The sequence below is a fragment of the Actinomadura keratinilytica genome, from assembly GCF_039539665.1.
In the GTDB taxonomy this organism is placed as follows: Bacteria; Actinomycetota; Actinomycetes; order Streptosporangiales; family Streptosporangiaceae; genus Spirillospora; species Spirillospora keratinilytica.
Genome location: NZ_BAABDO010000011.1, coordinates 13,366 through 25,246, shown reverse-complemented (window position 1 = coordinate 25,246; position 11,881 = coordinate 13,366). Strand labels below are relative to the sequence as shown.

The following is an 11,881-nucleotide window of genomic DNA, read 5'->3' as shown; positions in this document are numbered from 1 at the left end:
AGAAAGTTTCGCGTCAGGGTCGGCAGCGTACCGCAGCGCCTCCGCCGTGCGAATCCCCCGAACGGGACGGTCTCAGCCGGTGAGACGGTGTTCGCCGGTAAGTTCGGCCGGTGGGTTCGGCCGGTGGGTTCGGCCGGTGGGTTCGGCCGGTGGGTTCGGCCGGTGGGGCGGTGGTCAGTCGATGAGGCGGCGGCGCATACCGCGCACGGCCAGCAGCCACATCAGCGCGGAGAACACCACCAGCAGGGCCAGATGCCCCAGGTCGGCCGCCGGGCGCAGCCCGAACACCGCGTGCCGCACCAGCTCCACGCAGTGGAACAGCGGATTGGCCATCGCCACGTACTGCGCCCACCGCGGCAGCGCGTCCACCGGGAAGAAGGTGCCCGCCACCAGGAACAGCGGCGTCACCACACCGGTGATCACGTAGTCGAACGAGTTGATGGACGGCACGACCGTGGACGTCCACATCCCGAACAGCGCGAACCCCAGCGACAGCCAGAACACCACGACCGGCACCAGCAGCATGCCCGGCGCCGGGTCCAGCCCGAAGAACAGCGCCACCACCAGCGGCGTGCACGAGTACACCGACGACTTGGCCGCGATCCACAGCGCCTCGCCGGCGACCAGCTCGTGCACGTCCACCGGCGTGGCCAGGATCGCGTCGTAGGTGTGCTGGAACACCCGCCGGATGTAGCCGTTGAACATCCCGGGGAACACGGCGGTGAACAGCGCGGCGATGCCCACCACGCCGGTCGCCATGAAGTCCAGGTAGCGCATGCCGGACACCACCGCGACCAGCGACCCGAACCCGTAGCCGAACGCCAGCAGGTAGAACGTCGGCTCGACGGTCGCGGCGAACGTCTGCGACCGCCAGTAGCGGCGGAACAGCGCCAGCTCGTGCCGCCAGATCCCGCCCACCGGCGCCAGCTCGAAGCGGCGCAGCGGACGCGGCGGCGCGACCCGCTCCGCCGTGCGGTCGGCGGTCATTCGACACTCTCCCCGGTGAGCACCACGAACACGTCCTCCAGGGTGGCCGCGCGGCGGACGCCGTCCGGCCCCAGCTCCTCGGCCACCGACGGCGGCATCGCCTCGGCCTTCAGCACCGACACCGACGGGCCGGTGCGCCGGGTGGCCAGCCCCGCCGCGTGCGCCAGCCGCTCGACCTCCGCCAGCCGGTCCGGCGGGCCGAAGTGCTCGACGACCTGCCGCCCGGCATGCTCGGCGATCAGGTCGGCCGGGGTGCCCCGCGCCACCACCCGGCCGCGCGACATCAGCGCGCAGTCGTCGGCCAGCCGCTCGGCCTCCTCGATGTAGTGCGTCGACATCAGCACCGTCGTGCCGTGCGAGCGCAGCCCGTCGATCAGCCCCCACAGCTCGGCGCGCACCTGCGGATCCAGGCCCACGGTCGGCTCGTCCAGCAGCACCAGCGCGGGACGGTGCACCAGCCCGCGCGCGATCAGCAGCCGCCGCCGCATCCCGCCCGACAGGTCGTCCACCTTGGTGTGCGCCCGGTCGGTCAGGTGCGCCAGGGCCAGCGCGTCGTCCACCGCCGCCCGCCGCTCGCGCCGCGGCACCCGGTACAGGTGCGCGAACACCTCCAGGTTCTCCCGGGCGGTCAGCTCCTCGTCCAGGTTGTCCTGCTGCGGGACGACGCCCATCGCCGCGCGCACCCGTTTGGACTGGCCCGGCACCGGCAGGCCCAGCACCCGGATCGTGCCCTCGTCGGCGATCGCCTGGGCGGTGAGCAGCTTCATCGTGGTCGACTTGCCCGCGCCGTTGGGGCCCAGCAGGCCCAGGCAGGTGCCGGGCGCGACCTCCAGGTCGAGGCCGTCCACGGCGGTGAAGTCGCCGAAGCGCTTGACGACGCCCCGCATGCTGATCGCGGCCGTACCCCCCTCGGCCGGGTCCCGGACGGAGGTCTGCGCACCACGCTGAACGGCCATGAGCGTCACTCTAGGTGACAGAACGGGCAAAACCCTACAGATTTTTCCGTGCCGTTGACGATCTTTTCCGGCGCCGCTTCCGTCGCGGCGGTCGACACGGCCCGCCCGCCTCCGCGGATCCGGCGGGCGCGGCGCGGCCGGCGGCTACCCTCTAAGCGTGGAGACCCCCAGCCGACGGCCCACGGACGAACCCAGCGTGCGGGATTTGCGCGCCTCCGACGCCGACCGGGAACGCGTGGCGGCCGTGCTGCGGGAGGCCCTGGCCGACGGGCGCCTCACGATCGACGAGCACGCCGAGCGCACCGAGCGCGTCTACGCCGCCCGCACCCTCGGCGACCTCACCGGCCTCACCGCCGACCTCGGCCCCCAGGAGACCCAGCCGATCGTCGTCGACGACCGCCCGCTGTCGGTCATGTTCGGCCGGACGCGGCGCGAGGGCCGGTGGGTGGTGCCGGTCCGGCTGCCGCTGCTGGCGCTGTTCGGCACCGTCGAACTCGACCTGCGGCAGGCCGTGCTGCAGCGGCGGCACGTGGTGCTGGACGCCATGGTGCTGGGCGGCCGCATCCGCCTGCTGGTGCCCGACGGCGTCCGCGTGAACGTCACCGGGCGCACCGTCCTCAGCGCCCGCGACGTGCGCACCCGCCCCTACGACGAGGGCCCCACGGTCGAGATCGGCGGCACGATGATCTTCGGTTCGGTGCGGGCCCGCACCCCGAAGCGCAGCCTGCGCGACCGCGTCCGCGGCCGCCTGCAGCGCCGCCGCTGAGCCGCCCGCGCGGCCGAGTCGCTCAACCGAGCGGCCGGGCCGAACCGCCGGGCCGAACCGCCGGGCCGAACCGCCGGGCCGAACCGCCGGGCCGGGCCGCCGAGCCGCGGCCCGGCCGCCGGCGCCGCTACTGCGCGGTGTCGAAGTTGATCGAGCTGTAGGCCCGCAGCTTGCTCAGCTTGTGCTCGCTGGTGATCGAGCGGATGGTGCCGCTGCGCGAGCGCATCACCAGCGAGTGCGTGACCGCGGTGCCCTTGCGGTAGCGCACGCCGTCCACCAGCTCGCCGTCGGTGATGCCGGTGGCGGCGAAGAACACGTCGTCGGAGGTGACCAGGTCGTCGGTGGTCAGCACCCGGTCCAGGTCGTGCCCGGCGGCCAGGGCCTTCTCCCGCTCCTCGTCGTTGCGCGGCCACAGCCGGCCCTGCAGCACCCCGCCCAGCGCCTTGATCGCGCAGGCCGCGATGATGCCCTCCGGGGTGCCGCCGATGCCCAGCAGCAGGTCCACGCCGGTGCCCTCGCGCGCCGCCATGATCGCGCCGGCCACGTCCCCGTCGGTGATGAACTTGATCCGGGCGCCGGCGGCGCGGACCTGCCGGACGATGTCCTCGTGCCGCGGCCGGTCCAGGATCACCACGGTCACGTCGTGCGGCGAGGAGCCCTTGGCCTTGGCGACGGCGGCGATGTTGTCGGCGATCGGGCGTTCGATGTCCACCACGTCGGCGGCCTCCGGGCCGGTGGCCAGCTTCTCCATGTAGAACACGGCCGACGGGTCGTACATCGACCCGCGCGGCGCCACCGCCAGCACCGCGATCGCGTTGCCCATGCCCATCGCGGTCAGCCGGGTGCCGTCGATCGGGTCCACGGCCACGTCGCACTCGGCGCCGCTGCCGTCGCCCACGTGCTCGCCGTTGTACAGCATCGGGGCGTTGTCCTTCTCGCCCTCGCCGATCACCACCACGCCCCGCATGGCCACGGTGTTGATCAGCTGGCGCATGGCGTTGACGGCGGCGCCGTCGGCGCCGTTCTTGTCGCCGCGGCCCACCCAGCGGGCGGCGGCCATGGCGGCGGCCTCGGTCACCCGGACCAGCTCCAGGGCCAGGTTGCGGTCCGGCGCCGCGGGCTCGGTGACGAGCGGGGAGTGGACGGTGGTCTCGTGCGACATGACGGCGGCCTTTCGGTCGGTGATCTCCGTGGATTCTCGGCGCGCTCCGTCCGGGGTCACAAATTGGACCAGACCAGACATGGCGCATGCGGGATCCAATACCCCGAACGGTCCGGTTTTGACGGACCGGGCATCGGCGGAGCACGCTCCATCGGCCCGGAGGGCGTAATCTCAGGGCTCATGAGCAGCGAGATCGATGTCCCCTCCGGCCAGGTCGCCGCGGGGGGCGGTGCGGACGCGGCCGGGACCCGCGCGGACACCGGCGGCGACGCCCCCGCCCGAACCTCCGACCGCGGCGCCGCCACGCGCAGCGCGCTGCTGGCCGCCGCGCGGGACGTGTTCTGCGAGGCGGGCTTCGCCCAGGCCGCCGTCACCGACATCGTCGCCAAGGCCGGGGCCAGCGTCGGCAGCCTCTACCACCACTTCAACGGCAAGGCGGACCTGTACCTCACGCTGTTCGAGGAGTTCCAGGTCCGCCAGCAGGAGCGCACCCGGGAGGCGGTGAGCCGGGCGCGCGAGGCCGGGGAGACCGATCCCATGCGGCTGTTCATCGCCGGGGCGGGCGCCTACCTGGACGGCTGCCTGGCCGAACGCGACGTGGCCCGGCTGTTCATCTCCGGTGACGGGCCGCCCGGCTTCGACCGCGTCATGCGCCAGCGGCTCAACAAGTGGGCCCGCCGCAACGCCGCCCTGTTCCACACCGCCGACGGGGGCGTGGACGAGGCGCTGGTCGTCGTGCTCACCGGGGCGATGGCGGGCGCGGTGTCGGAGATCTCCCTCAGCGACGACGAGGCGGCCTCGCGCGCGCTCGCCGCCGACGTCATGGCCATCGTGTCCACGATCCACAACCCCCGGACGCGGCACCGCTGACCGTGCGGGATCCTGGGACCGTGAGCGAGAAGACCACCCCAGCGACGACCGAAGCACCGCCGAGCGAGGCCCCGCCGAGCGACGCCGTGCCCGGCGGCGCCGCTCCCGAGGACGCCGCCCCCGACGCCGGTGAGAACGCCACCGCCAACGATGCCGGTGGAGCCGCCGCCGCGGGCGACGCCGCGGCGGACGGGCAGGCGGCGGCGCGGGCCGAGACGCCGGGCGGCGGCCGGGCCGCGGCCACGGGGCCGGTCCGGGTGAGCCCCGCCGTCTACAAGCGGCTGACCACCGGGCTGGGCGGGTTCACCATGGCGATGGGCGCCTGCCTGCTGCTCGTCGCGGCGATCTACCTGATCACGCCGCGCAGCCACCAGGAGGTCCTGCCCACCGTCGACTACCAGAGCCAGCTGTGGGCGATGCGCAGCGACGCCCCCTACACCGTGTACGCGCCCGAGAACCTGCCGCCCACGTGGCGCCCCACCAGCTCGCGGCTGCACGGCCTGGGCGAGGGCAAGGGGCCGGTGGCGTGGCATCTGGGGTTCGTCACCCCCAGCGACGAGTACGCGGCGCTGGAGCAGAGCAACGAGAAGGCGTCCGAGTACGTCCCCCGGATGACCAACAACAAGAAGCCGATCGGCACCCAGCAGGTCGACGGCGTCACCTGGACCAAGTACCACCGCAAGGACAAGAAGGCCAACTCCCTGGCGCGCACCCTGCCCAACGGGGTGAGCCTGGTGGTGACCGGCACGGCCTCCTACGAGGAGCTGGCGGTGCTGGCCGCGTCCCTCAAGCCGCAGCCCCGGACCACCGGCGGCGTCCCGGTGCCCACGGCCTCGCCGTCGAACCCGTCCTGAGGACGAGACGACCTCGTGGCGGCCTCAGAAGGGGGCGTCCGGGCCGTCACCTTCCGCCGGCTCGCTCATCGCCGCGGCCAGGCGCGCGCGGGCGCCTTCGAGCCACTCCTCGCAGATGGCGGCGAGCTTCTCGCCGCGCTCCCACAGGCCGAGCGACTCCTCCAGCGTGAGCCCGCCCGCCTCCAGCCGCCGGACGACCTCGGCCAGCTGGTCGCGGGCCTGCTCGTAGGACAGCCGCTGCTCGCCGGCCCCGTTTCGGGCAGAGTTCTCCTCGGTCACCGTTCAACCTTAGTCATCGGCGGAGTCGTCGCCGGGGCCGCCGCCGGTGTCGCCGCCGGCGGCGGCGGTGACCGCGAGGCGGCCGTCGGCCAGCCGCACCAGCAGCCGCTCGCCGGCGCCGACCGCCCCGGCCTCCCGCACCACCGCGCCGTCCTCGCGCTGCACGATCGCGTACCCGCGGCGGAGCGTGGCGGCGGGGGAGAGGGCGACCAGCCGCGCCCGGGTGTGCGTCAGCTCGTCGCCGGCGCGGTCCAGAGCCGCGGTCAGGCAGCGGCGGGCCCGGTCGCGCAGCGCGCGCACCTGCTCGTCCTGCCGTTCGATCTCGCGGACCGGGTCGGCCAGCGCCGGCCGCGACCGCATCGCCTTCAGCCACGCCAGCTCCCGCTCCACGGCCCCGGCCAGGCAGCGGCGGCCGCGGTCGCGCAGCTGCCGCACGTACTGCAGCTGCTCGCGCACGTCCGGGACGACCTTCTTGGCCGCGTCGGTGGGCGTGGAGGCCCGCACGTCGGCCACCAGGTCCAGCAGCGGGGTGTCCTGCTCGTGCCCGATGGCGCTGACCACGGGGGTGCGGCAGGCCGCCACCGCCCGCACCAGCGCCTCGTCGGAGAACGGCAGCAGGTCCTCCATGGACCCGCCGCCGCGGGCGATGACGATCACGTCGATCGCGGGGTCGGCGTCCAGCCTGCGCAGCGCCTCCATCACCTCGCCGACCGCGTACGAGCCCTGCACGGCGACGTTCTCCACCTGGAACGCCACGGCGGGCCAGCGCCGCCGGGCGTTGCGCAGCACGTCGTGCTCGGCGTCGGAGTCGCGCCCGCAGATCAGGCCGACCCTGCCGGGCAGGAACGGCAGCGGCCGCTTGCGCTCGGACCGGAACAGCCCCTCGGCCGCCAGCACCCGCTTGAGCCGCTCCAGCCGGGCCAGCAGCTCGCCGACGCCGACCGGCCGCACCTCCAGCGCCGCCAGCGAGAACGTCCCCCGGTTGAGCCAGAAGTCGGGCTTGGCGTGCAGCACCACCCGGGCGCCGTCGGCCACCGCGGGACCGGCCGCCTCGAACACCGCGCGCGGCCCCACGACCCGCACCGACATGTTGGCCACCGGGTCGCGCAGCGTCAGGTAGACCGTGCCGCCGCGGGCGTTCAGGTCGGTGATCTGCCCCTCGACCCAGATGCGGCCCAGGCGCCCGATCCAGCCGCCGACCGCCTGCAGGACGGTGCGGACCGGCACCGGCGACTCCGCCGAGGTCTCCATCGCCATGCAGGCAGCCTATGCCGCCCGCGCCGGACCGCGGCCCGGCGCTCCGGTGTGACCGGGCTCACCCGAATAGTTAGCCAAACTAAGTTAGACTGCCTAAGTATCTGTTCCGTGAGGTGACCTTCCGTGGCAGCGTCCGACCACGTACCCCCTTCCGCGCAGTCCCGTCCGGCCCCGGCGCCCGTGCCGCCCCCGGCCGGGCAGGCGCCGCCGGAGCGGCGGCCCGCCGACGCCGACCGCGCGCTCGCCGAGCAGTTCAACCGGCGCATGCGCGACGTCGTCCTGCTGCTGCGCCGGGTGTCCGCCGACCAGCCCATCACCGCCCAGCAGCTGTCCGTGCTGGGCTCGCTGGAGGCCGGGCCGCGCCGGATGACCGAGCTCGCCGCCGAGCACGGCGTCCGGCTTCCGACCATGACCGCCCAGATCAACCGACTGGAACGCGACGGGCTGGTCGCGCGGGGCCGGGACGCCGCCGACGCGCGCGTCGTCACCGCCCGGCTCACCGAGACGGGCACCGACCTGCTGCACGCCGGGCGGGAACGCCGCCTGGCGTTCCTGGCCGAGCGGTTCGCCGCCCTCAGCGACGAGGACCGCGCGGCCGTGGCCGCGGCGCTGCCCGCCCTGGAACGGCTCCTCACCGTCCCCTGAAAGGAGCTTCATGCACCCGACGCCCCCCGGCGCCCCGTCCGCCCCCGAGCAGGCGGCGCGGCGCGGCGGCATCCTGCGCCAGCCGCTGGCGGTCTGGGCCACCGCCTTCGCCGCCGTCGTCGCCTTCATGGGCATCGGCCTGGTCGACCCCATCCTGCCCGCCATCGCCGAGGGCCTGGACGCCACGCCCAGCCAGGTCTCCCTGCTGTTCACCAGCTACTTTCTGATCACGGCGGTGGCGATGCTGGTCACCGGCTGGGTGTCCAGCCGCATCGGCGGCCGCCGCACGCTGCTGGCCGGGCTCGCGCTGGTGGTCGTGTTCGCCTCGCTGGCGGGCGCCTCCGACACGGTGGGCCAGCTGATCGGCTTCCGCGCCGGCTGGGGGCTGGGCAACGCGCTGTTCGTGGCCACCGCCCTGGCGGTGATCGTCGGGGCGGCCAGCGGCGGCGCCGAGTCGGCGATCATCCTCTACGAGGCGGCGCTCGGCCTCGGCATCTCCATGGGCCCCCTGCTCGGCGCGCTGCTCGGCGACATGAGCTGGCGCTACCCGTTCTTCGGCACCGCCGCCCTGATGGCCGCGGGCTTCCTGCTGATCGCCGCGCTGCTCGGGCCGACGCCCCCGCCGCAGCGGCGGACCGGGCTGACGGACCCGATCCGCGCGCTCGCCCACGGCGGCCTGGCGACCGCCGCGTTCACCGCGCTGTTCTACAACTACGCGTTCTTCACCGTCCTGGCCTTCACCCCGTTCGTCCTGGGCATGGACGCGCACGGCATCGGCCTGGTGTTCTTCGGCTGGGGCGTGATGGTGGCGCTGGCCTCGGTGTTCGGCGCGCCGTTCCTGCAGCGCCGTATTGGAACGGTCCGAGTGATGCACCTGGCGCTCGGGCTGCTCGTGCTGTGCCAGCTCGGCCTGGCGCTGACGGGCCGCACCGGGATCATCATCTCCACGATCCTGTCCGGCATCCCCATCGGCCTGAACAACACCGCCTTCACCGAGGCCGCCATGGAGGTCTCCGACGCGCCCCGCCCGGTCGCCTCGGCGGGCTACAACTTCGTCCGCTGGCTCGGCGGCGCCATCGCCCCATACGCGGCCGGACGGCTCGGCGAAGAGATCAACGCGGACCTGCCGTACTACGTCGGCGTGGTCAGCTGCCTGATCGCCGTGCTGATCCTCGTCCTGCGCCGGCGCCACCTGAGCGGCCTGGAGCGCGTGGACAACGACCACGCCGTCCAGGAGAACCCGCTGCCCAGCCGCACCTAGCCCCCTGGACGCGCTGACGGCCCCCGGGACGCGTCCCGGGGGCCGTTTGTATGCCGCTTGTGAGCCGCCGCCGGTCAGTGGAGGCCGTTGAGCTTGGCGATGCGGCGCTCGTACATGCGCAGCACATCGGCGCGCGCCGCGTGCTTGCTCTCGTACTCGCGCAGCAGCTTCACCTGGTCGACCGTCAGGCCGCGCAGCCGGGCGCGCAGCTGCGGCAGCGTGGCCTCGTCGTAGTTGGGCACCGGCAGGTCCTCGGCGACCTTCTCGGCCTCGGCCTGCGCCGCGGGCTTCGACTCGGGGCGCGGATCGAACCGCGCCTCGTTCTTCGACCCGGCCTCGGTGCCGGCCGTGGGCTCGGGCTCGCGCTCGGCCCGGGGCTCCGGTTCGGGGGCGGGCCCCGGCGCCGGCTTGACCTCGGCCTCGGGAGCGGGCTCGGCCTCAGGTGCCGGCTTGGTCTCGGGGGCCGACGTGGCCTCAGATGCCGACCTGCTCTCGGGGGCCGGCTTGGCTTCGGGGGTCGGCTTGGTCTCGGGTGCGGGCTTGGCCGCGGCCTCGGGCTTCGGGGCCGGCTTGGGCGCGGGTTCCGGCCGAGGCCTGGTGGCCGCGGGTTTGCCCACGGAGATCTCGCCGCCCGCGGTGCCGCCCGCAGGCTTCGGCCGGGCCGCAGGCCCGGGCCCGGCGGGTCGTCCGGCCGTCCGGCCGCGCGCGGCCGCCGGGGACGGCGCGGATGCGCCCTCGCCGCCGCGCACGCGCTCCACCACTTGGCCGACGACCTTCTCGGCGGTGTGCCGCACGTCCGAGCCCAGCCGGCTCAGCACCGGACGAACCCCGCCGCCCTCGGTCAGCTCCTTGTAGTCCTTGGTCAGCCGGTCGCTCAGCAGCAGCGCCCGGCCCACACCGAACATGGCCAGACGGACGGCGTGCAGCGGGAGGTCGCGAACCTGCTCGCCGACGGTGTCGCGGACCCGCTCCTTGAGGCGGCGCGGCGATCTCGTCATCGTCATCCACTCCCTGCTGTCGGGATCCTTGGCTCGGTCGGTCGGCCACCGCATCGTTCGTCACCTTTCACTCTGCCGTATCGGCGCGAGAGCGGTCACCCCGGGGTTAATGGAATCGCGTCCAACAAGCGCGTGGAGTGGGTCACAGCCAGTCGGCTTCGCCAGAGCCTCCCCCCACCGGGGCGCGCCCCCCCGGGGGGCGGGACGCCGTCGGCCGTACGGGACCGGTGACGCGGCCCGTACGATAGGGCCATGACCTCCACCAGCCAGCGCAAGGTCCTGCTCGCCAAGCCACGCGGTTACTGCGCGGGTGTGGACCGCGCCGTGCAGACGGTCGAGATCGCCCTTGACAAGTACGGGCCGCCCATCTACGTGCGCAAGCAGATCGTCCACAACGTGCACGTCGTCAAGACGCTGGAGGAACGCGGCGCGATCTTCGTGGACGAGACCGAGGAGGTCCCCGAGGGCGCCATCGTGATCTTCTCCGCGCACGGCGTCGCCCCCGTCGTGCACGACGAGGCGCGCAGCCGCAACCTGCGCACCATCGACGCCACCTGCCCGCTGGTCACCAAGGTCCACAAGGAGGCGGTCCGGTTCGCCAAGGAGGACTACGACATCCTCCTGATCGGGCACGAGGGCCACGAGGAGGTCATCGGCACCACCGGCGAGGCGCCCGACCACATCCACCTGGTGGACGGCCCCGACGACGTCGCAGGCGTCCAGGTCCGCGACCCCGAGAAGGTCGCCTGGCTGTCGCAGACCACGCTGTCGGTGGACGAGACGGTCGCCACCGTGGAGAAGCTGCGCGAGCGGTTCCCGAAGCTCGTGGACCCGCCGTCCGACGACATCTGCTACGCCACCCAGAACCGCCAGACCGCCGTCAAGGAGATGGCGGCCCGCGCCCAGCTGGTCATCGTGGTCGGCTCGGCGAACTCGTCCAACTCCAAGCGGCTGGTGGAGGTCGCCAAGGAGCACGGCGCCGACGACGCCCATCTGGTCGACTACCCCGAGCAGATCGACCCGGCCTGGCTGGAGGGCGTCACCACCGTCGGCGTCACCAGCGGCGCCTCCGTCCCCGAGGAACTGGTGCAGGGCGTGCTGGCCTGGCTGGCCGAACGCGGCTACGGCGACGTCGAGGAGATCGAGTCCGTCAAGGAGAGCATGCGCTTCGCTCTGCCGCACGAGCTGCGCAAGGACCTGCGCTCCGCCTGACGGCCCGCCGCCGGGCGGCCCGCGCGGCTCGGCCCGGGGCGCGGTGCGGCTCTGCCGGGGCGCGGTTCAGTCGACCTCGCCGTGGTGGAGGCGGCGGCGGTCGCGGGGGGAGTCCGGCGACTCGTCCCACCGGACCGGGTTCTCGTTCTCCTCCTCCTCGAACAGCCGCGTGCGGGCCAGCTTGGCGCGCAGCTCCCGGACGTTGGCCGGCAGCCCGCGCGGCAGCGACAGCAGCAGCACCAGCAGCGTCCCCAAGAACAGCCACGGCGCCGTGGTGGCCAGGGACGTCAGCACGCCCACCGTCACTCCGCGCAGCAGCGACCCCTGCCCCAGGGTGGTCAGGAACTCGGCCAGGACGGTCGCCGCCAGGAACACCAGCGGCGGGCTGACCACCAGCGTCAGCAGGTCGGCGGGACGGGTGGTCAGGACCGCCAGCACGCACCCGGCGACGAACCCCGCTCCCGCCAGCAGCTCCCAGTCCAGCCACCGCGACAGCAACGCGCCCACCAGCCCGGCGGCGAAGATCACCACGATGCCGCCGCGCCCGGTCAGCGTGGTCGGCGAGCCGCCCGGCCCGCCCGCGCGGGAGCGTGCGGCGGTGCCGCGCCCGCGCCGGCCTCCACGTCGCACAGCT

At 74.0% G+C, this 11,881-nt stretch carries 13 protein-coding genes; 6 read left to right on the top strand and 7 right to left on the bottom strand.

Features of this window, described 5'->3' with window-relative positions; genetic code table 11:
- Positions 1-174: 174 nt before the first annotated feature.
- The gene (locus ABD879_RS06020) at positions 175-987 is read right to left on the bottom strand and encodes an ABC transporter permease (protein WP_345018238.1); all 813 of its coding nucleotides are present in this window, start codon (positions 985-987) and stop codon (positions 175-177) included.
- Positions 984-1,943, bottom strand: a complete 960-nt coding sequence (locus ABD879_RS06015; protein WP_345018236.1) for an ABC transporter ATP-binding protein — start codon at positions 1,941-1,943, stop codon at positions 984-986. Before ABD879_RS06015 ends, ABD879_RS06020 begins: the two co-directional genes overlap by 4 nt.
- 157 nt (positions 1,944-2,100) lie before the next feature.
- On the opposite strand from ABD879_RS06015, the gene ABD879_RS06010 reads away from it, so the two are divergent.
- Positions 2,101-2,709 (top strand): DUF1707 SHOCT-like domain-containing protein, encoded by a 609-nt coding sequence (locus tag ABD879_RS06010; protein ID WP_345018234.1) that lies wholly within the window; start codon positions 2,101-2,103, stop codon positions 2,707-2,709.
- A 127-nt stretch (positions 2,710-2,836) separates the two neighbouring features.
- Here the strand turns inward: ABD879_RS06010 and glpX are convergent, their stop codons facing one another.
- On the bottom strand, positions 2,837-3,871 hold the full coding sequence (glpX, locus tag ABD879_RS06005; protein WP_345018232.1) for a class II fructose-bisphosphatase: 1,035 nt from the start codon (positions 3,869-3,871) through the stop codon (positions 2,837-2,839).
- Between the two features lie 180 nt (positions 3,872-4,051).
- Here glpX and ABD879_RS06000 point away from each other — a divergent pair, with 180 nt between their 5' ends.
- Positions 4,052-4,741, top strand: coding sequence for a TetR/AcrR family transcriptional regulator (locus ABD879_RS06000; RefSeq protein WP_345018230.1), 690 nt, complete (start codon positions 4,052-4,054; stop codon positions 4,739-4,741).
- Between the two features lie 20 nt (positions 4,742-4,761).
- A complete protein-coding gene (locus tag ABD879_RS05995; protein ID WP_345018228.1) occupies positions 4,762-5,595 on the top strand; it encodes a DUF4245 domain-containing protein in 834 nt (277 codons plus the stop codon).
- A 24-nt stretch (positions 5,596-5,619) separates the two neighbouring features.
- Here ABD879_RS05995 and ABD879_RS05990 read toward each other — a convergent pair whose 3' ends face one another.
- Positions 5,620-5,874: an exodeoxyribonuclease VII small subunit gene (locus ABD879_RS05990; RefSeq protein ID WP_345018226.1), complete on the bottom strand. Its 255-nt coding sequence runs from the start codon at positions 5,872-5,874 to the stop codon at positions 5,620-5,622.
- A gap of 9 nt (positions 5,875-5,883) precedes the next feature.
- Positions 5,884-7,131, bottom strand: coding sequence for an exodeoxyribonuclease VII large subunit (xseA, locus tag ABD879_RS05985; protein WP_345018224.1), 1,248 nt, complete (start codon positions 7,129-7,131; stop codon positions 5,884-5,886).
- Positions 7,132-7,254: 123 nt separating this feature from the next.
- On the opposite strand from xseA, the gene ABD879_RS05980 reads away from it, so the two are divergent.
- The gene (locus ABD879_RS05980) at positions 7,255-7,776 is read left to right on the top strand and encodes a MarR family winged helix-turn-helix transcriptional regulator (protein ID WP_345018222.1); all 522 of its coding nucleotides are present in this window, start codon (positions 7,255-7,257) and stop codon (positions 7,774-7,776) included.
- Positions 7,777-7,786: 10 nt separating this feature from the next.
- A complete protein-coding gene (locus ABD879_RS05975; protein WP_345018220.1) occupies positions 7,787-9,037 on the top strand; it encodes an MFS transporter in 1,251 nt (416 codons plus the stop codon).
- A gap of 74 nt (positions 9,038-9,111) precedes the next feature.
- On the opposite strand, the gene ABD879_RS05970 is transcribed toward ABD879_RS05975, so the two are convergent.
- On the bottom strand, positions 9,112-10,035 hold the full coding sequence (locus tag ABD879_RS05970) for a DUF8129 domain-containing protein (RefSeq protein WP_345018218.1): 924 nt from the start codon (positions 10,033-10,035) through the stop codon (positions 9,112-9,114).
- A 252-nt stretch (positions 10,036-10,287) separates the two neighbouring features.
- Between ABD879_RS05970 and ABD879_RS05965 the strand changes: the two genes are divergently transcribed.
- Positions 10,288-11,247, top strand: coding sequence for a 4-hydroxy-3-methylbut-2-enyl diphosphate reductase (locus ABD879_RS05965; RefSeq protein ID WP_345018216.1), 960 nt, complete (start codon positions 10,288-10,290; stop codon positions 11,245-11,247).
- A gap of 66 nt (positions 11,248-11,313) precedes the next feature.
- Here ABD879_RS05965 and ABD879_RS05960 read toward each other — a convergent pair whose 3' ends face one another.
- The gene (locus tag ABD879_RS05960) at positions 11,314-11,877 is read right to left on the bottom strand and encodes a DUF6542 domain-containing protein (protein ID WP_345018214.1); all 564 of its coding nucleotides are present in this window, start codon (positions 11,875-11,877) and stop codon (positions 11,314-11,316) included.
- Positions 11,878-11,881 lie beyond the last annotated feature (4 nt).